Genomic DNA, 23,822 nt, shown 5'->3' with positions numbered 1-23,822 from the left:
CGCGGTCGTTCGATCCTCCACCCTCGCACGCGCGGATGAAGCCCCGGCGAACGGAGTTGGTTAAGCGACCGGGTCGAAAGCCGCCGTTAACCGCTGGCCGTCATGCTGACAGCAAGTTCCGGGCCACGACGGTCCGGTGGTCAGGGGTGGCGCGGTGATCGGTCAGAGGCTGGAGGTTCGGCAGGGGCAAGGGCTGGTCATCACGCCCCAGCTGCAGCAGGCCATCAAGCTTTTGCAGCTGTCGAACCAGGAACTGGACGAATACATCGACGCCGAGCTGGAAAAGAACCCGCTGCTCCAGCGCGAGGAAGCCGAGGGCATCCCCAATGAGGGCCGTGAGGCCCCGACCGACACCACCGAGCTCAGCTTTTCCGACGCAGAGGCGCCCGACCGCTCCTCCACCGTCGATGCGCGCGAGGATGACGTCTATGGCGATGCGACGCCCGGTGAGCGCACCTCGGACCGGCTGTCGGACGAGGCGGCCGAACAGCCTGGCCTGTCGGACTGGTCGGCGACGGGCAAGGGCGGCTCCTTCAACGACGGCGACGGTGGCGAGCGCCCCGACCGTCATGACCCGACCCTGTGGGAACACCTTCAGGCCCAGGCCTCGACGGCCGGCTTTTCGACCACGGACCACGCCATCGCCCTCAGCCTGATCGATGGCGTGGATGACGGGGGCTACCTGCGGGGCGAACTGGCGGAGATCGCCGACCGCCTGGGTTGCGACCTGGCCCGCGTCGAGGCGGTGCTGGCCACCTGCCAGGGTTTCGAGCCGACCGGCGTCATGGCCCGCTCCGTCCCGGAATGCCTGAAGCTGCAACTGATCGAGCGCAACCGCTTCGACCCCGCCATGGCCATCCTGCTCGACAATCTGGAGCTCCTGGCCCGGCGCAACCTGGTCGCCCTGCGCGCCGCCTGCGGTGTCGATGCGGAGGATCTGGCCGAGATGATCTCGGAGCTGAAGGCACTCACCCCCCGACCCGGGGCGGGCTTCGCGGGCGAAGTCGCCCAGACCGTGATCCCCGACGTCCACGTCCGCCCCGACCCGGCCGGAGGCTGGCGGGTCGAGCTGAACACCGACACCCTGCCGCGCCTTCTGGTCGACAAGCGCTATCACGCCACGGTCTCTGCCGCCGCCCGCAGCGAGACCGAAAAGGCCTTCGTCGCCGACTGTGCGGCCCAGGCCAACTGGCTGGTCAAGTCGCTGGACCAGCGCGCCAGGACCATCCTGAAAGTCGGTTCCGAGATCGTGCGCCAGCAGGACGCCTTCCTCGCCTTCGGCGTCGAGTTCCTGCGCCCCCTGAATTTGAAGACCGTGGCCGACGCCATCGGCATGCATGAATCGACCGTCAGCCGGGTCACCTCGAACAAATATGTCTCCACGCCGCGTGGCGTGTTCGAGCTCAAGTTCTTTTTCACGGCCGCGATCCAGGCCACCGACGGCGGCGCGTCCCATTCGGCCGAAGCCGTCCGTCACCGGATCAAGTCGATGATCGATCACGAGGGCCGCGACGGCGACGTGCTGTCGGACGACCGCATCGTGGAAATCCTGAAAGAGGCCGGCATCGACATCGCCCGGCGTACCGTGGCCAAGTATCGGGAAGCGTTGCGCATTCCGTCCTCTGTCGAGCGCCGCCGCCTGCTGAAAACAGGGTAAATCGCGGAACCGTTACCGTGAAATCGGTGTTCGCCGTTGACACTTTTGCCGCCCGGTCGCGTTCTACACCCATGCAAGTGCAAGTGAGCGGCAAGCACGTGGATGTCGGCGAAGCGTTAGGCTCGCGCATCTCCCAGGAACTCAAGGAAGGCGTCGGAAAATACTTCGAACGCGGCGGTGAAAACGCCGAGGTCGTGGTGTCCAAGGACGGCTATGGCTTCAAGGTGGACTGCTGGGTCCGCCTCGCCTCGGGCCAGGCCCTGGTGACCACCGGCCTCGGCGGCGACGCCCACGCTGCCTTCACCGACAGCCTCGAAAAGCTGGAAAAGCGGGTGCGCCGCTACAAGCGCCGCCTGAAGGATCATCATATCGGCCCCAAGGGGCTGTCGCCCGAGAAGACCGAGGATGCGGCGCGCGAGGTCGCCCGCAGCATCGTGCTGCGCGATCCCGATAGCGTCGAGGACGAGACCTTCGGAGACACCGAACAGGACGGGCCGCCGCCGGTCGGCATGGTCATTGCGGAGAGCGTGTCTGAAATCCGGACCATTACCGTCGGTCGCGCGGTTCTGGAGCTCGATATGACCGGCTATCCGCTGGTCCTGTTCCGCAATGCAGCTCACGGGGGCCTGTCGGTGGTCTATCGTCGTCCCGACGGGAATGTGGGCTGGATCGACCCTGAACGCACAGTGTCGTTGAACGGACACGGTTCTGTAAACGGTTCGGGCGCATAAGCCTTTCCAAGGGCGCGTGAACCGTCTAGACGGCGCGCGCCCCGGACCCGTCAAATCCGGCGGGTTCTGCCAATACTCCAGTATGAGTCGCGACGATCATGGACATCGGTGAACTGCTGGTTCGGGACGGTATCGTTCTGAAAAGTGGCGCGTCCTCCAAGCGGCAGGCGCTGCACAGCGTGGCCGCCGCTGCCGCCCAGTGCATGGGCATAGACGAATCGACGATTTTCGACGCCCTGATGGAGCGCGAGGCGCTCGGGTCGACCGGCCTGGGATCGGGCGTCGCCGTGCCCCACGCGCGCCTTCGCGGCCTCGACAGCGTCCGTGCCGTGTTCGTGCGTCTCGACACGCCGGTCGCCTATGAAGCCGTCGACGACCGGCCCGTGGACCTGATGTTCGCCCTGTTCGCCCCGCCGGGCAGCGGAGCCGACCACCTGCGCGCCCTGGCCGCCGCCTCTCGGGCCCTCCGCTCGCCGGAAATGCGCGAGCAGCTTCGACAGGCGCGCACGGTGGACGCCGTGCATGCTCTGTTCGTCCGCGACGCCAACGCCCCCGCAACGGCGGCCTGACGGCTTCTGGGGCTTAATGCACCGAGACCGGTGCCAATTCGTGCGCGACCGCAGCGGCGAAAGCCGTCTCCCGGTCCAGCATCACGGCCAGCCGCTCGCCGTCCGCGCTGTGAACGGCATAAAGGGTCTGGTCCGGGTCGATCATCAGCCCCCTGGCCTCGGCCGTGGGCGTATCCGCCAGCACGTCGGCGGCGCTGATCTCGCGCACATAGACGAGATCGGGTGCGCCCAGGCCGGCGAAATCTTCCTTGGTCATCCTCGGCGTCATCAAGACCGCCTCCTTGTTCAATGGGTATGAACGCCCGATCGCGCGCCGGGTTCGCCGCCGCGTCGAAGCGTCCCGAAATCGTGGCCGGGATCAGCCGACGCTGATCGGAATGCGCCGCACCGTCTGGGCCTGTTCGGGCCGCTTCAGATCGACGTGCAGCAGGCCATGCTCCAGCTGCGCCCCCTCGACCTCCAGCCCGTCGGCCAGGACGAAACTACGCACGAAGCCGCGGGCCGCGATTCCCCGGTGCAGGAAGGCCTGGTCCGGCCCCGGCTCGCGCTTTCCGGCGATTGTCAGCTGGCGCCCCTCCAGGGTGATGGCCAGATCGTCCGGCGCAAAGCCTGCGACGGCCAGCGAGATCCGCACTGCGCTCTCGCCCAGTTGTTCGACATTGTAGGGGGGATAGCTTTCTGCGGCTGCCTTTGCGGCTCGGTCGATGAGGGCGCGCGTCTGGTCGAAACCGAGCAGGAACGGGCTGTCGAACAGCACGGGGCGGGTGGTCATCGTCTTCAGTCCTCGAACAAGCGACTGCACCGGCAGGCCCCCGATGGATCGGCAGGACCGCAAGCGTCGGGTCTGAATATGGGATGCCCGGCCCGGCCATCAAGCGCCCTTGTGGATCGCCGATGGACGGCTAGGCTCTCGTCGGCCCGTGGGGCCGGGGAGCGACCGTCATGACCACTGCGAACATCGAGCCTCAGGGCCTCGCCGGTAACGACCGGCTGGTCATCCTCGCCTCCTCGGTCGGCACGGTGATCGAATGGTATGATTTCTATCTGTACGGATCGCTGGCCGCGATCATCACGGCCCAGTTCTTCTCGGGCGTGAACGAGACGACGGGCTACATCTTCGCGCTCATGGCCTTCGCCGCCGGGTTCGCCGTCCGCCCCTTCGGAGCCATCGTCTTCGGGCGGCTGGGAGACCTGTGGGGACGCAAGAACACCTTCCTGGTCACCATGCTGCTGATGGGGCTGTCGACCTTCGTGGTAGGCCTGCTGCCCAACTATGCGACGATCGGCATCGCGGCGCCGATCATCCTCGTCCTGATGCGGCTGGTCCAGGGCCTGGCCCTTGGCGGCGAGTATGGCGGCGCAGCCACCTATGTCGCAGAGCATGCGCCGCCCGGAAAGAGAGGCTTCTATACCTCCTTCATCCAGATCACGGCCACGGCCGGTCTGATGATCAGCCTGCTGGTCATCCTCGGCACGCGGTTCGCTCTCGGGGAGGACGCCTTCCTCGACTGGGGCTGGCGCATCCCCTTCCTGGTCTCGATCCTGATGCTGGGCGTCTCGCTGCTGATCCGGCTGAAGCTGGCCGAGAGCCCGGCGTTCGCGAGGATGAAAGCCGAGGGCAAGGGTTCGACCACGCCGCTGAAGGACAGCTTCGGCCAATGGCCCAATCTGAAGCTGGTGCTGATCGCCCTGTTCGGCCTCGCCGCCGGTCAGGCGGTCGTCTGGTATTCCGGTCAGTTCTACGCCATGTTCTTCCTGGAGCGGGTGCTCAAAGTCGACGGTCCCCTGGCCCAGCTGATGACGGCGGCCGCCCTGCTGCTGGCGACGCCCTTCTTCGTCTTCTGGGGCTGGCTGTCGGACAAGGTCGGGCGAAAGCCGATCATCCTGGGGGGCTGCCTCATCGCCGCCCTGACCTATTTCCCGCTGTTCCACGCCCTGACCGGGGCTGCCAATCCGCAGCTGGCGGCGGCCACGGCCTCGTCGCCGGTCCAGGTCCATGCCGACCCGTCCGACTGCGCGTTCCAGTTCGACCCCGTGGGCAAGCAGACCTTCACCAGCTCCTGCGATCTTGCGAAATCCTATCTGGCGAAGGCGGGCGTGAGCTATTCCAACGCCATCGCTCCGGCCGGTTCGCCGGCCGAGATCAGGATCGGCGCTGCGACTGTAAAGAGCTTCAACAGCGTCATCGCCGAGGATGTTCAGTCCGGGTCACTGCCTGCCGGTGCGATCACCCGCGCCGAGTTCGCGGTTCGCAAGACGGCCTTCGAAAAGGACCTCGCCGCAGCTCTGGCGAGCGCCGGCTATCCGGCCAGGGCCGACAGTGCCCTGGTCAACAAACCCCTGACCATCGCCATCCTGTTCGTGCTCGTCTTCTATGTGACCATGGTCTACGGGCCGATCGCGGCGGCGCTGGTGGAAATGTTCCCGACGAGTATCCGCTACACCTCCATGTCGCTGCCCTATCATGTCGGCAACGGCTGGTTCGGCGGCTTCCTGCCCACGACGGCCTTCGCCATGGTCGCGGCCACGGGCAACATCTACTATGGCCTTTGGTATCCGGTGGTCATCGCCGTGGTCACGGCCATAGTGGGGCTGTTGCTGGTGCGCGAGGGCAGGTCCGTCGACATCCACGCCTGAAATCGGAAACCAAAAGGGGCCGACAGCGAACTGTCGGCCCCTCGGAATCTGGTGGAGCTTAGCGGAGTCGAACCGCTGACCTCTTGCATGCCATGCAAGCGCTCTACCAGCTGAGCTAAAGCCCCGGAACCTTTCGGTCCAGAACGCCGGGTCTGGTGTGGCCCCCGGCGAGGCGGCGGAACCTATGTCGGGTCGATTTTCAGATCAACCCGGTTCCGCCTTTTATTTTTGCCTCATCAAGTGCGCCATCAAAGGCGGGCCGAAACCCGCCTCTGGTCACGCGAACACGCGACAGGCGACCCCTTTAGAGATCGTCGTCCTTGCCGCCCTTGACGACGTCTTCACCGAAGGCGTCGTCATCCTCGTCCTCGATGAAGGGCACGGAATCGTCGTCGTCGTCGTCGGCCAGGACATCGTCGTCGTCGCCTTCGGTCGAACCCATGCCGGGCTCTTCGGTCGGGTCGGCGACCACGTCGTCCTCGTCGTCCGGCGTCAGGATCGGTTCGTGGCCCTCCTGATCGATTTCCGGCGTGACCACATCTTCTTCTTCATCCTCGTCGTCGGTCGCCTTCTTCTCGACGACCTGATCCTCGGCGTCGTCGGCGGCATAGCCACCCGGACGGCCGCGACGGCTGCGCAGCTTGATCGCCTCTTCGGGATCGAACTCGGTATCGCATTTGGGGCAGTGCGCCGGGCGGCGCTGGAGGTCGTAGAATTTGGCCTGGCAGTTCGGACAGACCTGCTTGGCGCCAAGTTTGGGATCGGCCACGGGTGATGGAGACCTTTGGATGGAGGAGGGGATTTCGGCCGCGTCCCTTGCCACCATGGGGGGCCGCTGTCAAAAGCCGTCTTTGGCGTGGCCTGAGGTCCGCCCTCCCCAAACCCTCGTTTCGGAGCGCCACGCGGGTGAACCATCCTGCCCATCTGACCGCGCGACCGGGCGGACCCCTGCGCGGGACCGTGCGGGCTCCGGGCGACAAGTCGATCTCTCACCGCTCGATGATCCTGGGGGCCATGGCCAGCGGCGTGACCGAGATCGACGGCCTGCTGGAAGGCGACGACGTCCTGGCCACCGCCCGCGCGGCCGAGGCCTTCGGGGCGACGGTCGAAAATCTCGGGCGTGGGCGCTGGCGGGTGACCGGCCGGGGCGGGTTCCGGACACCGAGCGGCGTCATCGACTGCGGCAATGCCGGAACCGGGGTGCGTCTGTTGATGGGCGCGGCGGCCGGCTATCCGATTACGGCGACGTTCGACGGCGATGCCTCCCTTCGCGGTCGCCCGATGGGTCGTGTCACCGACCCCCTCGCCCGCATGGGTGCGCGCTTCGACTGGAGCGGCAAGCCCGGCCTTCTGCCGACGACCCTGACGGGCGGAACCCTGTCGGCCATCGACCATGTCCAGACCGTCGCTTCGGCCCAGGTCAAGTCGGCCATCCTGCTGGCGGGGCTGAATGCGGTCGGCACCACATCCATCACCGAGCCGGAGCGGAGCCGGGACCACACGGAGCGGATGCTGCGCGCCTTCGGGGCCGTGGTGGATGTCGAGGATCAGGGAGAGGGCTGGGTCATCCGCCTGCGCGGGGGCCAGTCCCTGTCCGGGACAGCCGTCTCCGTGCCGGGCGATCCATCCTCAGCCGCCTTTCCGCTGGCCGCCGGGCTGATCGTCCCCGGGTCCGAGGTGACGGTCGAGGGCGTCATGCTGAACCCGCTGCGCACCGGCCTGTTCGACACCTGGATCGAGATGGGGGCCGACCTGACCATCGCGAACCGCCGCGTCTCGGGCGGCGAGGACGTCGGCGACATCACGGCCAGCCATTCGGCCCTGAAGGGCGTCGTCGTGCCCGAAAGCCGCGCCGCCTCCATGATTGACGAATACCCGATCCTGGCCGCCACCGCCGCCTTCGCGGAAGGGGCCACGGTCATGCGCGGCGTCGGCGAAATGCGGGTCAAGGAGAGCGACCGCATCCGTCTGATGGTCGACGGCCTGCGCGCCTGTGGCGTGGCGGTGGAGGAAGAGCCGGAGGGTTTCGTCGTCACCGGTGGACCTGTTCCCGGTGGCGCGACCGTCCACACCGCCCACGATCACCGCATCGCCATGAGCCACCTCGTGCTGGGCCTGGCCGCGGCTCGAGCTGTGACCGTCGACGAACCCGACATGATCGCCACCAGCTTCCCCGGCTTCGTCGGGATGATGCAGGGTCTGGGTGCGGTGGTCGGAGCTTGACGAAATGTCGCCCATAGACGACAGTTCTGGCTTCGAGCTCGAGTTCTCGGAGACGTTCGATGCATGGCTTCAAGGGCTCCGTGATCACCGCGCTGCCGCGCGTATCACGGTACGGCTTGAAAGACTTGAGCGTGGTCATTGGGGCGACGCCAGGTCTGTCGGCGAGGGCGTAACGGAGCTGCGTATCGATTATGGCCCCGGCTACCGGCTCTACGCCGCGCGGAGGGGACGACGTATTGTGTTGATGCTGGCTGGTGGCGACAAGTCCAGCCAGCGCAGGGACATTGAGGCCGCCAAGGTGCTGGCCAGGGAATATGGCGATGGCACCTGATACCATTCCGTTCGATCCGGCGCGATATCTGAATGCCCCGGAAGCGATCGAGGAATACCTGGTCGCCTCGTTCGAGGAGGCGGCCGAGTACGGCGATCCAGGAATCATCACCAAAGCCCTCGGCACGGTCGCCCGCGCCAAGGGCATGACGAAGATGGCAGAGGATGCCGAACTATCCCGGACAGCCCTTTACCGTGCGCTCAGCGCCGAGGGTCGTCCCGAACTGGCCACCATCTTCAAGGTGATGCAGGCCCTGGGCCTGCGCCTCGCGCCTGTACGCATGAAGCCTGCCGCTTGACTACGTCCTTCGTCATTGCGGTGGATGGCCCCGCCGCCTCGGGCAAGGGGACGATCGCCTCGCGTCTGGCCGCCCACTACGGTCTGCCTTTCCTCGACACCGGCCTGCTTTACCGCGCCGTCGGTCTGGACGTCCTGACCGGCGGAGGGGACCTCGGCGATGCCCGGGCGGCGGAGGCGGCAGCGCGGGCCCTCGACGCCGCCCGCCTGTCGGAGGACCCCGCGCTGACGACGGGAGAGGCGGGCGAGGCCGCCAGTCGCGTGGCCGGGCATCCGGGCGTCCGCGCCGCCCTTCTGGACCTGCAGCAGGCCTTCGCGCGCCAGGCGGGCGGGGCGGTGCTGGACGGGCGTGACATCGGCACGGTCATCGCACCGGACGCGCCCGCCAAGCTGTTCGTCACCGCGACACCGGAGACCCGCGCGCATCGCCGCTGGCTGCAGCTGTCCGGGCGCGGCGACGCCATCACCTTCGAGGCCATGCTGGCCGATATCCAGCGCCGCGACGAGCGCGACGCCGGTCGAGGCGCGGCACCCATGGTCCAGGCCGACGACGCCGTCTTGCTGGACACGACCGATATGGATATAGAGAGCGCCTTCGATGCGGCCCGCCGTATCGTCGAGGCGGCGCGCGCGAGACACGGCCTTTAGGGTCGGGATCGCAAATCCAACGCACCCACCCTCGATCTCCGCGGGCGTTCTGGCACCGATCGCCTCGCTTTCGACGACCTGACTGACATCCTCAACATCACCTCGCGCAGGGCCGTCCGGTCGTGCGCCATAGCCCCATCGGAAACGCATCCGCTTCATGTCTGATACCCTCAATCCCACGCGCGACGACTTCTCGGCGCTGCTCGACGAACAACTGCAAGGCCGTGATCTCGGCGAAGGCCAGGTCGTTCACGGCCGCGTCGTCGGCATCGAAAAGGACATCCTGATCATCGACGTCGGTCTGAAGACCGAAGGCCGCATCTCGATCCGCGAGTTCGCCATCGGCGAAGGGTCCGTGGTCCCCAAGGTCGGCGACAATGTCGAAGTCTATCTGGAGCGCGTCGAGAACGCCCTGGGTGAGGCCGTCATCAGCCGCGACAAGGCCCGTCGCGAAGAAGCCTGGACCCGTCTGGAAGTCGTCTTCGCTGAAGGTGTGCCGGTCAACGGTGCCATCGTCGGCCGCGTCAAGGGCGGCTTCACCGTCGACCTGGGTGGCGCTTCGGCCTTCCTGCCCGGCAGCCAGGTCGACATCCGCCCCGTGCGCGACGTCGGCCCGCTGATGGGCAAGGAGCAGCCGTTCCAGATCCTCAAGATGGACCGGCCGCGCGGCAACATCGTCGTCTCGCGTCGTGCGATTCTGGAAGAGGCCCGCGCCGAACAGCGCACCGAGCTGGTCGGCCAGCTGCAGGAAGGTGAAGTCCGCGACGGCGTCGTCAAGAATATCACCGACTATGGCGCGTTCGTGGACCTGGGCGGCATCGACGGCCTGCTGCACGTCACCGACATGTCGTGGAAGCGCGTCTCCCATCCGTCGCAGGTGCTCGCCGTCGGCGACACCGTCCAGGTGCAGATCGTCAAGATCAACCCGGACACCCAGCGCATCTCGCTGGGCATGAAGCAGCTGCAGTCCGATCCGTGGGACGGCGTCGAAGCCAAATATCCGCCGGGCGCGAAATACACGGGCCGCATCACCAACATCACCGACTACGGCGCCTTCGTGGAGCTGGAAGCCGGCGTCGAGGGCCTGGTCCACGTTTCGGAAATGTCCTGGACCAAGAAGAACGTCCACCCCGGCAAGATCGTCTCGACCTCGCAGGAAGTCGACGTCGTGGTCCTGGATGTCGACGCCTCCAAGCGCCGCATCAGCCTCGGCCTCAAGCAGGCCCAGGACAATCCGTGGGATGCCTTCGTGGCCCAGCACCCGATCGGTTCGACCGTGGAGGGCGAGGTCAAGAACGCCACCGAGTTCGGCCTGTTCATCGGTCTGGACAACGACATCGACGGCATGGTGCACCTGTCCGATCTCGACTGGTCGGTCTCGGGTGAGGAAGCCATCCAGCGCTACCGCAAGGGCGAGATGGTCAAGGCCAAGGTGCTCGACGTCGACGTCGAGAAGGAACGCGTCTCGCTCGGCATCAAGCAGCTGGGCGGCGATCCCGTCGGCGACGGCGACACCTACAAGAAGGGCCAGACCGTCACCGTGACCGTGACGTCCATCGAGTCGGGCGGCATCGAGGTCAAGTTCGGCGAAGACGATGCGCCGGTCACGTCCTTCGTGCGCAAGTCGGACATCAGCCGCGACAAGAACGAGCAGCGCCCCGAGCGTTTCGCCGTCGGCGACCGCGTCGATGCCCAGATCACGAGCATCGACAAGGCCACCCGTCGCATCTCCGTCTCGATCAAGGCCCTGGAAATGGCCGACGAGAAGGAAGCCATCGAACAGTTCGGATCCTCGGATTCGGGTGCCTCGCTGGGCGATATCCTCGGCGCGGCCCTGCGCGAGAAAGCCAAGCAGGACTGAGAGGTCTGACAGGCTGACGGTCGATGCGCGGCATCTCGGGACTCGAGACCGCGCACCGATCAGGGCCACGATCCTGTGACTGACGACGAGGGCGGCCGGAGCGATCCAGCCGCCCTTTTTCGTCCGGGAAGTCACTCCGTGCACGGGATAGCGACATTTAACCCTCATTCCCTGACGGAAACTGATCAAACCCCCTTTTTCGCCCCGCGCGCGAAGGCTAGGATGCGTTCGCAACCGGATTGAAGTTGCACCCGTAATTGCGCTCCAGAGCGGGAAAGGGCGGGGGCCTGTACATGATCAAGTCTGAGCTGATCGAGAAGCTGGCGGCTGAGAATACGCATCTCACACACGCCGAGGTTGAGCGCGTCGTAAACGTCGTGCTCGGCCGCATGACCGAGGCGATGGCCGCGGGTGGTCGCGTCGAACTGCGCGGGTTCGGAGCCTTTTCCGTCCGGTCCCGCCCGGCGCGCGCAGGGCGCAATCCGCGCACCGGCGAAACCGTCGACGTCCCCGCCAAGGCGGTGCCTTTCTTCAAGAGCGGCAAGGAGCTGCGCGAGCGGCTGAACGCCAGCGGCGACGCCTGAGTCCGGGGACGATATCGATGGGTCTGATTTCCGAATTCAAGGAATTCATCGCGCGCGGCAATGTCGTCGACCTCGCCGTTGGCGTCATCATCGGTGCCTCGTTCGGAAAGATCGTCACCAGCCTGGTCGAACAGGTGGTCATGCCGCCGATCGGCCTGCTGCTGGGCGGCGTCGATTTTTCCCACCTTCAGTGGGTGCTTCGCCCCGAGAATCTCGCCACCGAAGAGATCGAGGAAGTGGCCATCCAGTACGGCGCGTTCCTGAATACCGTGATCCAGTTTCTGATCGTCGCCTTCGTGATCTTCCTGATGGTGAAGGCGATCAACAAGCTGAAACGCGCCGAGGCTGTGGCCCCTTCGGCACCGCCAACACCTTCGGCCTCAGAGGTTCTGCTGGCCGAAATCCGCGATGAACTGAAATCCCGGCCGCGGCTCTGAAACGCGGTCAGGTGGCGCGGCGTCGTCCGTCGTCAGCCCGCGTCCTGGCTCCACCCCCCGGCCAGCGCCTTGAACAGGGCGATCTGGTAGGTGGTCACCAGGGCGTCCGACTGGGCCAGGGCGGCGTCGGCCTCGGCCTCGGTGCGCTGGGCGTCCAGCACGGTGAACAGGCTGTCGGCCCCGGCATCGAAGCGAAGGCGGGCCAGCCGTGACGCATTGGCGGCCTGATCGCGTGCCTCGGTCAGGGCGGCGCGCCGGTCCAGTTCGTTGGCATAGTTGGTCAGGGCCGTCTCGGTCTCTTCAAGCGCCGACAGCACCGCCTGGTCGAAGGTGGCCAGGGCCGCTTCGGTGCGGGCGTCCGCCGCTTCGATGCGTGCGCGGGCGGTCAGCACATTGGGGAAACTCCAGCGGATCAGCGGCCCGAACGAGAACCGGTAGGAGCGGTCGTCGCTGAGGTCCGAGGCGTCCAGCGCCGTCGATCCGATCGAACCGCCCAGCGAGATGGTCGGAAACAGCGAGGCGGTGGCCACGTTCACGCGCGCAGCAGCGGCGGCGAGGTTGCGCTCGGCCTGGCGGATGTCCGGGCGGCGAGCCAGCAGGGCGCTGCCGTCACCGACCGGGATGGGCCGGGTCAGCTGGGGCGGACGCCGGCAGGTCCGCGCAGCCGTGCTGGCCTCCGCAGGCGTGACGCCGGTCAGGGTGGCGAGGCGGAAAATCGCCCCGTCGCGTTGGGCTCGCAGGCTGGGCAACCGGGCGCGGGTGGAGGCCAGCTGGGCCTGGGCGCGGGACGTGTCGAGGGCCGTTCCGGCACCGCCTTCCAGCAGGCGCCGGGTCAGGTCGGCGGTGTTTTGCTGCAGGCCGAGCGTCCGTTCGGCGACCGCGATCTGGGCATTGGCGGAACAGGCGTCGGCATAGGCACGGGTCGTTTCGGCGGCGACCGAGACGCGGATGATGTCCAGCGCCGCCGCCTGGGCATCGGCGTCGGCACGGGCGGCGCGGATCGTGGAGGCGACGCGGCCGAACAGGTCGATCTCGTAGGAGGCATCCAGCCCGATGTCATGGAGGTCGATCTCGGGTGCATCCTGACCGGCGGGCAGGCCCTGCACCGTCGCGGTCGACGACTGGCTGCGCGTCACCGACGCAGAGGTGCTGGTCGTGGGCAGGCGATCCGCGCGGGCTTCCGACAGGCTGGCGCGGACGGCACGCAGGTTGGCGACGGCCGCTTCCAGCTGGTTGTTCCGGGCGAAGGCCTGTTCGATCAGCCCGTCCAGCGTGGGGTCGGCATAGAGCCGCCACCAGTCGTTCCGGGCCTCTGCCGAGGTGGTCGCGCCGTTGGCCGTCCCGAGCGGCGAACTCACGAAGGCCCCCGACGCCAGAGGGGGGAGGGGGGCGTCGGGCGCCTTCGGCCCGACCGCGCACGCCGCCACCAGGGCGGAGGCCGTGCAGGCGGCCAGGAGAGGTGAAAGGCGGGTCGAGATCATGTGGCGTCTCCCGTGCGGGGGGCATGGGGCACCGGCCCGGACGGGTCGGCGACAGGGGGGTGGTCCCGGCCGTGCCGGTCGGTCCTGGACGGTTCATGCGGAATGCGCGCGGCGAGGCCCCGGCAGATCACATAGAAGACCGGCGTGAACAGCAGGCCGAAGACCGTCACACCGATCATGCCGAAGAAGACGGCGGCACCCAGCGAGCGTCGCATCTCCGCGCCCGCCCCATCCGCCAGCACCAGCGGCAGGACGCCGAGGATGAAGGCAAAGGACGTCATCAGGATGGGTCGCAGACGGATGCGTGCGGCCGCGACGGCGGCGTCCCGGCTGTTCATGCCGTGCTCTTCCTGCTGCTTGGCGAACTCCACGATCAGGATGGCGTTCTTGGCCGCCAGCGCGATCAGCACCACCAGCCCGACCTGGACCAGGATGTTGTTGTCCAGCCCCAGCGCATTGACCCCCAGCATCGCGGCCAGAAGACACATGGGCACGATCAGGATGACCGCGAGCGGCAGGGTAAAGGCCTCGTACTGGGCCGCCAGCACCAGGAAGACCAGCAGCACCGCGACCACGAAGATGATCGTCGCACCGCCCGCGGCCTGTTTCTCCTGATAAGCCAGGCCGGTCCATTCGTAGGAGAAGCCGGGCGGCAGGGCCTGGGCCGCCATGGTTTCCATGATCGTCAGCGCCGAGCCGGACGAGACGCCGGGCGCGCCCTGGCCCTGCAGCTCGGCGGCCGGGAACAGGTTGTAGCGGACGATGCGTGAGGGGCCGGAGCTTTCCCGCAGGGTGGCCACCGACCCCAGCGGCACCATGGCCCCCGACGACGAGCGGACCTTCAGATTGCCGATATCGGCCATGTCGTCGCGATAGGCGGGTTCGGCCTGGGCCGTGACGCGGAAGGTGCGCCCCAGCATGTTGAAGTCGTTGACGTAGGACGAGCCCAGATAGATGCCCATGGTCTCGAACACGGCCGACGGCTGGACCCCCATCATCAGGGCCCGGTCGCGGTCGACGTCGGCCTCGATGCGGGGCGAGCCGGTGTTGTAGGTCGAGAAGACCTGGGTGACTTCGGTCGGGGCCTGGGCCGCCGCGCCCATCATGGCATAGGTCGCCCCCTCCAGCGCGCCGTAGCCCGCGGCGGAGGTGTCCTGGATCATCATTGAGAAGCCGTTGCCGGTTCCCAGGCCCTGGACCGCCGGGGGCGCGATGACGAAGATATTGGCGTTCTGGATACTCGACGCCGCCCCGGTGATGGCACTGGCCAGGGCCGTGGCCGTGGTCTCGCGCGTCGTGCGGTCGCTGTAGTCATTCAGACGCACGAAGATGGTCGCGGCATTGGATCCGAACGAGAAGCTGGTGCCGTCCAGACCGGCGAAGGCCACGGTGCCGTCGACGCCTTCGGTGCCCTCGATGATCTTGCGGGCCTTGTCCATGACCTGATTGGTCCGCTCCAGCGATGACCCGGCAGGAAGCTGGACGACGCCGATCAGATAGCCCTGGTCCTGGTCCGGGATGAAGCCGGAAGGCGTGTCGATCAGGCGCCAGGTCGTCAGGCCCAGAAGACCGGCATAGAGGACCAGCATCACGGCCACGGTGCGGACCAGACGGCCGGTGACGCGGCCATAGCGGTCGGACAGCCAGTCGAAGCCCGCGTTGAACTTGCGACCGCCCCAGCCGGCATAGTAGCGCGCCCTTCCAAGGACCGTGCGCGGCCGGGCAGCGTCTTCGTCATGGGCCTTGTGCGGCTTCAGAAGCAGGGCGGCCATGGCGGGTGACAGGGTCAGCGACACGAACAGCGACGTCACCGAAGCGGCTGCGATCGTCACGGCGAACTGGCGATAGAAGATGCCCGGGATGCCGGGCACGAACATGGTCGGGACGAACACCGAGACCAGCACCAGGCCGATGGCGATCAGGGCCCCCGACACCTCCTGCATGGACTTGTAGGCGGCGTCTCTGGGCGACAGGCCCTCGCGGACATATCGCTCGACGTTCTCGACCACCACGATGGCGTCATCGACCACGATCCCCACTGCCAGCACGAGCGCGAGCAGGGACAGGGAGTTGATCGAATAGCCGAGCGCCAGCTGCACCGCGAAAGTGGCGACGAGCGCGATCGGGATGGCCACGATCGGGATGATCGCGGCGCGCCACGACTGCAGGAAGATCAGCACGACCAGGACGACCAGAATGACCGCCTCGATCAGGGTGTGCTGCACCGACTCGACCGAGGCGGCGACGAATTCCGTCGGGTTGTAGGGGACGCCGATATCGAGACCGGCGGGGGCCTCGGTCTTCAGCTTTTCGACTTCGGCCAGGACGCGGTCGGCGGTGCCCAGGGCGTTGGCCCCCGGCTGCTGGACAACGGCGATGCCCACGCCGCGCACGCCGTCGAAATAGCCCTGGATGCCGTAGTCCTGGGCACCCAGCTCGACCCGCGCGATGTCGCGGATGCGGGTCACGCGGCCCTCGGCATCGGTCTTGACCGCGATGTCGGCGAACGCCTCGGGGCTCGACAGGCGGCCCTCGACCTGGATCGGCTGCTGGAAGGCGGCGGCGTTGGTGGCGAAGGGCGGCTGGCCGATCGAACCGGCGGCGGCCTGGATGTTCTGGCCACGCAGGGCCGTGGTGATGTCCGAGGCGTTCAGCCCGCGTGCGGCGGCCTTGGCCGGATCGATCCAGACCCGCATCGAATAGTTGCCGCCGCCGAAGACGGTGACATTGCCCACGCCCTCGATCCGCAGCAGGCGGTCGCGCAGCGTCGAATTGGCATAGTTGCCGATATAGTCGTTGTTCAGGCTGCCGTCGGCCGAGGTCAGGCCCAGGATCATCAGGAAGCCGGATTCCTGCTTGTTCACGATGACCCCGACCTGGCGGACGGCTTCGGGCAGGCGGGGTTCGGCCAGGGCGACGCGGTTCTGGACCAGCACCTGGGCGTTATCCAGATCGGTTCCCGGCTGGAAGGTCACGGTAATGGCGACCGTGCCGTCCGAAGTCGAGGAAGAGGACAGATACAGCATCCCCTCGACGCCGTTGACCTCCTGCTCGATCGGCGCGGCCACCGTCTCGGCCACGGTCTCGGCGGAGGCCCCGGCATAGGCGGTGTTGATGGTGATCGTGGGCGGCGCGATCTCCGGATACTGCGCCAGCGGCAGCAGCGGATAGGCGAAGATGCCGACCAGGGTGACGAAGACCGACAGCACGGCCGCGAAGATCGGCCGGTCGATGAAGAAGCGGGAGATGTTCATGGACGAACGGGCCTCAGTCGCCGACGGCGACGGATTGCGTCAGGGCGGTGGCACTCGTGCCGGTCGCGGCGGGCGGCGCGGTGGTGGTCGGCGCGGCCTCCTGCCGCGGCTGGCGGGCGATGCGGCCATTGGTGGGCTTCACCTTCATGCCGGGCATGGCGCGCTGCAGACCGTCGATGATGATGCGATCGGTGGGCCGGATGCCCGACCGGACGACCCGGAGACCATCGACCAGCGGTCCCAGTTGCACCGGCGTCGGGGTGACCGAGCCGTCGGCGTTGACGACCGAGACGACGCGGCGGGCCTGATCCGTGCCGATCGCCGAGTCCGGGACCAGCAGGGCGTCATAGGCCCCGGCCCCGGCGACGCGGCCCTGGGCGAACATGCCGGGCTTCAGGAAGCCGTCGCCGTTCGGGATGACGGCGCGCAGCCGGATGGTTCCGGACGCCGGATCGATGGCATTGTCGGTGAAGTCCAGCGTGCCCGAGCGGCTGAAGTCGCTTTCGTCCTGCAGGCGGATACGGACCGGGGCCGAACGGCCGGCGCGGGCGTCGCGCTGATACTTCAGCAGCAGGGCCTCGGACCCCTCGAACACGAAATAGATCGGCGAGGACGAGACGATGGTGGTCAGCAGGTCGCCGGCGGACGATCCGCCCGCGACGACATTGCCCGGATCGACGCGGCGGTCGGAGACGCGGCCCGAGGCGGGGGCGGTGACGCGGGTGAACTCCAGATCCAGCTGGCGCGCGCGGACCGTTGCCCGGGCGGACGCGACGGCGGCCTCGGCCGTCTGTACGGCCCCAGCGTTGGTATCGACCTCGGCCTGGCTGACCGCCTGGCTGGCCACGAGGACCTGCGATCGCGCCAGATTGGTGCGGGCGAGGGACAGCTGGGCCTCGGCCTGGGCCATGGCCGCGCGGGCGGCGGCCAGCTGGGCCTGGGCCGGGCGGGGATCCAGGGTGAACAGCAGCTGTCCTCGCCGGACATAGTCGCCATCGCGGAAGTGGACCGCCTGGATGAAGCCGCCGACACGCGCGCGCACCTCGACCTGGCTGGTCGCCTCGAACCGGCCGGTGAAATCGTCCCAGTCGACCACGCGTTCGGCCAGGGGTACGGCCACGGTCACGGGTGCGGCGGGCGGGGGCCCCTGCGCCTCTGACTTCTGCGAACAGCCATACAGCGCGCCCGTCACGAGGACGGACACGGCGACGATCTTCAGCCTGCGCATGCGCGCACTCTCCCGGTTGGGTAGAAATCCCTGTCAGGGCGCGACCGGATGCGCATGGGGAGGAGCCACGGTCATCGCCTGTTGACTTGGATGGGGCGATGGGCCTCGCTTGTCAACAGGCGATGACATGTTCATACAGAGGGTGGGGCACCTGGGAGATCACATTGAGTTTCGTCGCCTGCCATCGGCCGCGTAACGCGGCCGCGACCCGTGACGCCATCCTGGCGGCCGCGACGCGCCGGTTCACGGCCGAAAGCTACGATCAGGTCGGCATCCGCGACGTTGCGGGCGAGGTCGGCGTCGATCCGGCCCTGATCTCTCGCTACTTCGGCTCCAAGGAAGAACTTTTCCGCGCGGTCATCGACGACTGCGGCAGCGGTGCCGACCTCACCGAGGGCGACCGGGCGACGTTCGGCGAACGGATGGCGCACGAGATCGTCTATGGCGAGCGCCGGGAGAGCAAGCTGGCCTGGCTGTTGCTGATGCTGCGATCCGCTTCCTCTCCCAAGGCGACCGAGGTCATTCAGCAGGCCTCGAACGAGGCCTTCTTCGATCCCTTCGTGGCCTGGATGGGTGGCGAGGACGCGGCCATCCGGGTGCGCATCGCCGCCGGGCTGATGATGGGCCTGACCGTCAGCCGCGATCTGTCGGGTCTGAAGATGTCGCCCGATGAGTCCGAACGCCTGAAGGGCCGCATCGCCGGAATCCTGCAGGACCTCGTCGACGGCTGAGCGTGCGGCGACATCGCAGGATGGCAAGATGGTCCGCGCTTGCGCCCCCCGGTTCAACCCGTATGGTCCGCGGTGGCTGTTTTCGATGAGGCGGGGCTTGGCGATGCGTGGTTTCTTTCTGGCAGCGACAGGCCTTGTCGCAGCGGTTTTGGCGGGTGCCGCCTCCGCCCAGGTCAGCGTCGGCCCCGTGCAACAGACAACCGGCACCTTCGAGGACAAGTTCCGCCAGTTCGAGGGCGAGGACTGGCCCAGCCCGACCGACTATCGCAGCGCGTCGGGCGCGCCCGGCTTTCGCTACTGGCAGCAGAAGGTCGATTACGACATCGACGTCTCGCTGGATGAGCCGACCCGGACGCTGACGGGGACCGAGACCGTCACCTACACCAACAACTCGCCCGACCGGCTGGGGTATCTGTGGCTGCTGCTGGATCAGCAGAACTATCGTCGGGCATCGATCGCCGAACGCACCCGTACCGTCGGCGACGCGGCCACCGTCAGCGTCGGCGAGGTGCTGCGCGTCCAGAGATTCCAGGAGTGGGAAGGCGGGTTCAACGACCTGAAGATCACCGGTCCGGACGGGCAGGACCTGACCTATACGATCACCGATACCCTGCTGCGGATCGACCTGCCGCAGACCCTGGGAACGGGCGAAAGCTTCACCTTCACCATCCGCTTCACCCTGCCGCTGCCCGAGACCAACGTCGTCGGCGGCCGGTCGGGCTATGAGTGTTTCACCAAGGCCTGGGAGGACGGCAACTGCATCTTCCTGGCGGCCCAGTGGTTCCCCCGCCTGGCGGTCTATTCGGACTATGAGGGCTGGCATCAGGCCCAGTTCCTGGGGTCGGGCGAGTTCACGCTGGAGTTCGGCGACTACGATGTCTCGATCACCGCGCCGGCCGACCATGTCGTGGCCGCGACCGGCGAACTGGCCAACCCCGAGATCCTGAGCGAAGCGCAGCGGTCGCGTCTGGCTCAGGCCCGGACGGCCGACGAGCCCGTCTATATCGTCACGCCCGCCGAGGCCGCCGCCGCCGAGGCCGCGCCCGCGCGGTCGGGCACCCGCACCTGGCATTTCGTCGCCGACAATGTGCGCGACTTCGGCTGGGCGGCCAGCCGCAAATTCGTCTGGGACGCCCTGGGTGTCGAACAGGACTCAACCGAGCACCCGGTCGTGATGGCCATGTCCTTCTATCCGAAGGAGGCCCGTCCGCTGTGGGATGCCTATTCGACCAAGGCCATCGCCCACACCCTGGATGTCTACAACCAGTTCGCCCTGACCTACCCCTATCCGACCGCCCAGTCGGTCAACGGGCCGGTCGGTGGCATGGAATATCCGATGATCACCTTCAACGGGCCGCGGCCGGTGCGGGGCGACGACGGCTCCCTGACCTATACCGAGCGGGCCAAGACCGGGCTGATCGGGGTGGTGATCCACGAGGTCGGTCACACCTATTTCCCGATGATCGTCAACTCCGACGAGCGCCAGTGGACATGGATGGACGAAGGGCTGAACAGCTTCCTGCAGTTCGAGGCGCAGAAGCTGTGGGATCCCGACTTCCCCTCGCGTGGCGAGCCCCGTGACATCGTCGAATACATGATCAGTCAGGACCAGGTGCCGGTGATGACCCAGTCCGACTCCCTGCTGCAGTTCGGCAACAACGCCTATGCCAAGCCGGCGACAGCGCTGGTCATCCTGCGCGAGACCGTCATGGGCCGCGAGCTGTTCGACCGCGCCTTCCGCGAATACTCCCAGCGCTGGATGTTCAAGCGCCCGACCCCGTTCGACTTTTTCCGCACGATGGAGGAGTCGTCGGGCATGGATCTGGACTGGTTCTGGCGCGGCTGGTTCTACACCACCGACCACGTCGACATCTCGCTCGACAATGTGGTGCGGGTGAACCTGCAGTCGACCGATCCGGACGAGCGCGCCCGCGCCGACCGCGAGCGCTTCCGGCAGCAGCCGGTCAGCCGCACCGCCGCCGTCAATCAGGAAGCCGGCATCCAGACGGTCATCGAGCGCGACAGCGGCGTGCTGGATTACTACGACGAGACCGACCAGTTCACCGTCACCGCCACCCAGCGCCGGGATGCGGCCTCGGCCGCCGCCCGTGCCGATGCCGACCGCCAGCGCGCACAGGGTTTCCGCGACAACATCTATCGCCTGACGTTCTCCAATGTCGGTGGCCTCGTCATGCCGGTGATCGTCAAGATGAATTTCGCGGACGGGACCAGCGAGACGGTCCGCATTCCGGCAGAGATCTGGCGTCGCAACAGCCAGCGCGTGGTCTGGCAATACACCTCGGCCAGGACGCTGGTGTCGGCAGAGCTTGACCCCCTTTGGGAGACGGCGGACTCGGACCGGTCGAACAACGCCTTCCCGCAATCGATCGTGCCATCGGTCGTGCCTCTGGCACCGGCCGGTCCCCAGGGCCAGAACCGGATGCGCGACGATGACCGCCGCGTCACGCCCGACAGCCTGCGGACCCGACCCGCTTCCTGATGGCGGGCGCGGGCTTCAGGATCGGACGGCGAGGATTGCTGGGCGGACTGATGCTCGCCTGCGGGCTCAGTGTCAGTCCCGCCCTGGCCCACCGAGGCCATGCCGGTCTGACGGTGGTGGAGATCGATGCCGCGACCGGTGCCGTGCGGGTAACCCACCGTTTCTACGCTCACGACGTCGAGCCTGCCCTGGTCTCCATCGCGCCCGATGCCCAGCCATCGCTGGATGATCCGCGCGCGGTCGCGGATCTGGAAGCCCATCTGGCGGCACGATTCCGGCTGGAGATCGACGGGCTGGCGATCAACCTCACCCATGGCGAAACCGTCCTGGCCGGCGACACGGTGCGGATCGGCTTTGCCGGCACGGGCGAGGCGGAACCGGCCGTCCATGCGGTCACGGTCGATCTCGATTTCTTTCCCGGCGTCTATGACGATATGGAGCAACAGGTGAACGTGCGCACCGGAGGGGTGACCCGCACGATCCTGTTCCGTCCCGGATCCGCAGCGCAAACGGTCCGCTTCGAGGGTTGAAGCCCTCCAACAGGGTCGAAATTGCCACCCCGGGGCCCTGCACGCTTCTTTTTGGAAGTTTTTGCCAGATAGCGGTTGTGCAACGCAGCGTTCTCTGACCTTATGCCGGGGTAGCCAAGGAGGCGGCCATGAGCCACCCGACCCGTCACATCCCGATCCGTGCCGCCGCCCGTGCGGTCGCGGCCCCGCGCGCCAATGCCGTGCCGGCCGCCCTGAACACCCTTATTCTCAGCGTACTCGTACTCCTGCTCTCCGGAGCGGCGTGGATGCAGCTGACCTGAAGCCGAGACAAATCAGGACCGCAAGCCTCCACCCGCTCCCGACAGGAAGCGGGTTTTTTAATGCCCGACGCACGCCTCTCCTCCGGAACGCCCAACCTCGATGACGCAAGATTTGACCCCTGATGACACGGCCCCGTCGCCCCGGCGACGCAGCGCCGTCGTGACCGCCGGAGCGAACCGCGCCGCGGCCCGCAGCTATCTGCGGGCCGCAGGCATGGACGATGCCGATTTCGAGAAGCCGATGATCGCGGTGGTCAACACCTGGTCGTCGGTGACGCCGTGCAACATGCATCTGGACCGGCTGGCCAGGGACGTCCGGGCCGGCATCATCGCGGCGGGCGGCTTCCCGATCGACTTCAACACCATCGTCGTCACCGATGGCATCTCGATGGGTACGCCGGGTATGAAGGCCTCGCTGATCAGCCGTGAAGTCGTCGCCGACTCGATCGAGCTGGCGGTGCAGGGCCATCAGCTGGACGGCGTCGTCTGCATCGTCGGTTGCGACAAGACCATACCCGCCGCCGCCATGGCCCTGGCCCGCATGGATATTCCCGGCCTGGTCTATTACGGCGGCACCATCATGCCGGGCCGGATCGGATCGGCCGAAATCTCGATCCAGGAGGTCTTCGAGGCTATCGGCGCCCACGGCGCCGGCACCATCGACGACGACCAGCTGAAGATCGTCGAGAGCGCCGCCTGTCCGGGGGCCGGGGCCTGCGGGGGGCAGTTCACCGCCAATACCATGGCCATGGCCCTGTCGATGATGGGTCTGTCGCCGATGGGGGCCAATGACGTCCCCGCCGTCGATCCGGCCAAGGCGGCCGAGGGTGAGCGCTGCGGCCGGTTGATCGTCGAACGGGTCTTCGCCGGCGACACGGCCCGCAAATACATCACGCGCGCGAGCCTGAAGAATGCCGCCGTTGCCGTCTCGGCGTCCGGAGGATCCACCAATGCGGTCATGCACCTGACGGCCATCGCGACCGAGGCGGGCGTCGATTTCGGCATCGAGGACTGCCATCAGGCCTGTGTCGAGGCCCCGGTCATCTGCGATCTGAAACCGGGCGGCCGGTTTCTGGCCTCGCACCTGTATGCGGCGGGCGGCACGCGGCTGGTCGCCCAGCGGCTGGCGGCGGCGGGCAAGATCGTGAACGCCCCGACCGTCTCGGGCCGCAGCCTGTTCGCCGAGGCCGCCGAGGCCGAGGAAGCGCCGGGCCAGCAGGTCGTGACCACGATCGATGCGCCGGTCATGGCGCGCGGCTCCTATGCCGTCATCCACGGCGACCTGGCCCCGGAGGGGGCGATCATCAAACTGGCAGGCCATGCCATCGACGTGTTCGAGGGCCCGGCCTGCGTGTTCGACTCGGAGGAAGACGCCTTCCATGCCGTTCAGGACGGCTCGGTCGGCGAGGGCGACGTCATCATCATTCGCTACGAAGGCCCGCGCGGCGGACCGGGCATGCGCGAGATGCTGCAGGTGACCGCCGCCCTGAAGGGCCGCGGCGTCCAGAATGTCGCCCTGCTGACCGACGGCCGGTTCTCGGGCGCCAGCTACGGCTTCGTCGCCGGCCACATCTCGCCGGAGGCAGCCGTGGGCGGTCCGATCGCCCTGGTCCGCGACGGCGACCGGATCACGATCGATGTCACGAACCGACGCATCGATGTCGCGGCCGATCTGGTCGCACGCGGTCGCGACCACACGATCCCCCCGCTGAACCCCGCCACCGGGGTCTTCGCCAAATATCGCGCCCAGGTCGCCTCGGCCAGCCAGGGCGCTGTCACCATACCCAACCCGCCGCCGGCCCAGGTGCCGGCGATCACCAAAGCCCGTCAGGAAGCCTGAGC

General features: G+C 67.3%; 22 protein-coding genes and 1 tRNA gene. 16 read left to right on the top strand and 7 right to left on the bottom strand.

What is annotated here, in order from left to right; all coding sequences use genetic code 11:
* The first annotated feature begins 154 nt into the window (after positions 1-154).
* The 3 genes from rpoN (at position 155) to O3139_RS14290 (ending at position 2,957) form a co-directional block, all read left to right on the top strand.
* Positions 155-1,657, top strand: a complete 1,503-nt coding sequence (gene rpoN / locus O3139_RS14300) for an RNA polymerase factor sigma-54 (protein ID WP_269514767.1) — start codon at positions 155-157, stop codon at positions 1,655-1,657.
* Between the two features lie 71 nt (positions 1,658-1,728).
* A complete protein-coding gene (gene hpf / locus O3139_RS14295) occupies positions 1,729-2,388 on the top strand; it encodes a ribosome hibernation-promoting factor, HPF/YfiA family (protein WP_269514766.1) in 660 nt (219 codons plus the stop codon).
* 98 nt (positions 2,389-2,486) lie between these two features.
* Positions 2,487-2,957: a PTS sugar transporter subunit IIA gene (locus O3139_RS14290; protein WP_269514765.1), complete on the top strand. Its 471-nt coding sequence runs from the start codon at positions 2,487-2,489 to the stop codon at positions 2,955-2,957.
* A gap of 13 nt (positions 2,958-2,970) precedes the next feature.
* On the opposite strand, the gene O3139_RS14285 is transcribed toward O3139_RS14290, so the two are convergent.
* A complete protein-coding gene (locus O3139_RS14285) occupies positions 2,971-3,225 on the bottom strand; it encodes a DUF1150 domain-containing protein (RefSeq protein ID WP_269516499.1) in 255 nt (84 codons plus the stop codon).
* A 90-nt stretch (positions 3,226-3,315) separates the two neighbouring features.
* Entirely contained in the window at positions 3,316-3,729 is a 414-nt protein-coding gene (locus tag O3139_RS14280; RefSeq protein ID WP_269514764.1) for an Hsp20 family protein, read from the bottom strand.
* Between the two features lie 170 nt (positions 3,730-3,899).
* Between O3139_RS14280 and O3139_RS14275 the strand changes: the two genes are divergently transcribed.
* Positions 3,900-5,594, top strand: a complete 1,695-nt coding sequence (locus O3139_RS14275; RefSeq protein WP_269514763.1) for an MFS transporter — start codon at positions 3,900-3,902, stop codon at positions 5,592-5,594.
* A gap of 49 nt (positions 5,595-5,643) precedes the next feature.
* Here O3139_RS14275 and O3139_RS14270 read toward each other — a convergent pair.
* Both O3139_RS14270 and O3139_RS14265 read right to left on the bottom strand, forming a co-directional pair.
* Positions 5,644-5,719, bottom strand: a tRNA-Ala gene (locus O3139_RS14270).
* A 179-nt stretch (positions 5,720-5,898) separates the two neighbouring features.
* Positions 5,899-6,363 carry a TIGR02300 family protein gene (locus O3139_RS14265; protein ID WP_209322405.1) on the bottom strand — a complete coding sequence of 155 codons (465 nt, stop codon included), beginning with the start codon at positions 6,361-6,363 and terminating at the stop codon, positions 5,899-5,901.
* A gap of 137 nt (positions 6,364-6,500) precedes the next feature.
* Here O3139_RS14265 and aroA point away from each other — a divergent pair, with 137 nt between their 5' ends.
* From aroA to mscL, 7 genes are all read left to right on the top strand, one after another.
* Entirely contained in the window at positions 6,501-7,817 is a 1,317-nt protein-coding gene (gene aroA / locus O3139_RS14260) for a 3-phosphoshikimate 1-carboxyvinyltransferase (RefSeq protein WP_420022326.1), read from the top strand.
* 4 nt (positions 7,818-7,821) lie between these two features.
* Positions 7,822-8,148 carry a type II toxin-antitoxin system RelE/ParE family toxin gene (locus O3139_RS14255; RefSeq protein WP_269514762.1) on the top strand — a complete coding sequence of 109 codons (327 nt, stop codon included), beginning with the start codon at positions 7,822-7,824 and terminating at the stop codon, positions 8,146-8,148.
* Positions 8,138-8,446, top strand: a complete 309-nt coding sequence (locus O3139_RS14250) for an addiction module antidote protein (protein WP_269514761.1) — start codon at positions 8,138-8,140, stop codon at positions 8,444-8,446. The genes O3139_RS14255 and O3139_RS14250 overlap by 11 nt, the downstream gene beginning before the upstream one ends.
* A complete protein-coding gene (gene cmk / locus O3139_RS14245; RefSeq protein WP_269514760.1) occupies positions 8,443-9,093 on the top strand; it encodes a (d)CMP kinase in 651 nt (216 codons plus the stop codon). Before O3139_RS14250 ends, cmk begins: the two co-directional genes overlap by 4 nt.
* A 157-nt stretch (positions 9,094-9,250) precedes the next feature.
* Positions 9,251-10,954: a 30S ribosomal protein S1 gene (gene rpsA / locus O3139_RS14240; protein WP_269514759.1), complete on the top strand. Its 1,704-nt coding sequence runs from the start codon at positions 9,251-9,253 to the stop codon at positions 10,952-10,954.
* Between the two features lie 293 nt (positions 10,955-11,247).
* A complete protein-coding gene (locus O3139_RS14235; RefSeq protein WP_209322409.1) occupies positions 11,248-11,538 on the top strand; it encodes an integration host factor subunit beta in 291 nt (96 codons plus the stop codon).
* A 17-nt stretch (positions 11,539-11,555) separates the two neighbouring features.
* On the top strand, positions 11,556-11,975 hold the full coding sequence (gene mscL, locus O3139_RS14230; RefSeq protein ID WP_269514758.1) for a large-conductance mechanosensitive channel protein MscL: 420 nt from the start codon (positions 11,556-11,558) through the stop codon (positions 11,973-11,975).
* Positions 11,976-12,007: 32 nt separating this feature from the next.
* On the opposite strand, the gene O3139_RS14225 is transcribed toward mscL, so the two are convergent.
* The 3 genes from O3139_RS14225 to O3139_RS14215 are packed head-to-tail and all read right to left on the bottom strand — an operon-like array spanning position 12,008 to position 17,938.
* A complete protein-coding gene (locus O3139_RS14225; RefSeq protein WP_269514757.1) occupies positions 12,008-13,456 on the bottom strand; it encodes an efflux transporter outer membrane subunit in 1,449 nt (482 codons plus the stop codon).
* Positions 13,453-16,710 carry an efflux RND transporter permease subunit gene (locus O3139_RS14220; RefSeq protein WP_269514756.1) on the bottom strand — a complete coding sequence of 1,086 codons (3,258 nt, stop codon included), beginning with the start codon at positions 16,708-16,710 and terminating at the stop codon, positions 13,453-13,455. Before O3139_RS14220 ends, O3139_RS14225 begins: the two co-directional genes overlap by 4 nt.
* Positions 16,711-16,723: 13 nt before the next feature.
* A complete protein-coding gene (locus tag O3139_RS14215) occupies positions 16,724-17,938 on the bottom strand; it encodes an efflux RND transporter periplasmic adaptor subunit (protein WP_269514755.1) in 1,215 nt (404 codons plus the stop codon).
* A 164-nt stretch (positions 17,939-18,102) separates the two neighbouring features.
* Here O3139_RS14215 and O3139_RS14210 point away from each other — a divergent pair, with 164 nt between their 5' ends.
* The 5 genes from O3139_RS14210 (at position 18,103) to O3139_RS14190 (ending at position 23,820) form a co-directional block, all read left to right on the top strand.
* Positions 18,103-18,669: a TetR/AcrR family transcriptional regulator gene (locus tag O3139_RS14210; protein WP_269514753.1), complete on the top strand. Its 567-nt coding sequence runs from the start codon at positions 18,103-18,105 to the stop codon at positions 18,667-18,669.
* A gap of 187 nt (positions 18,670-18,856) precedes the next feature.
* Entirely contained in the window at positions 18,857-21,169 is a 2,313-nt protein-coding gene (locus tag O3139_RS14205) for a M1 family metallopeptidase (RefSeq protein ID WP_420022325.1), read from the top strand.
* Positions 21,169-21,699: a DUF6702 family protein gene (locus tag O3139_RS14200; RefSeq protein WP_269514752.1), complete on the top strand. Its 531-nt coding sequence runs from the start codon at positions 21,169-21,171 to the stop codon at positions 21,697-21,699. Before O3139_RS14205 ends, O3139_RS14200 begins: the two co-directional genes overlap by 1 nt.
* A 128-nt stretch (positions 21,700-21,827) precedes the next feature.
* A complete protein-coding gene (locus tag O3139_RS14195) occupies positions 21,828-21,980 on the top strand; it encodes a hypothetical protein (RefSeq protein ID WP_269514751.1) in 153 nt (50 codons plus the stop codon).
* Between the two features lie 112 nt (positions 21,981-22,092).
* Positions 22,093-23,820: a dihydroxy-acid dehydratase gene (locus O3139_RS14190; protein ID WP_269514750.1), complete on the top strand. Its 1,728-nt coding sequence runs from the start codon at positions 22,093-22,095 to the stop codon at positions 23,818-23,820.
* The last annotated feature ends 2 nt before the right edge of the window (positions 23,821-23,822 follow it).

It is taken from the genome of Brevundimonas subvibrioides (genome assembly GCF_027271155.1).
GTDB lineage: Bacteria > Pseudomonadota > Alphaproteobacteria > Caulobacterales > Caulobacteraceae > Brevundimonas > Brevundimonas subvibrioides_D.
The sequence above is the reverse complement of the archived record's forward strand: the minus strand, read 5'-3'. Positions and strand labels throughout refer to the sequence as shown.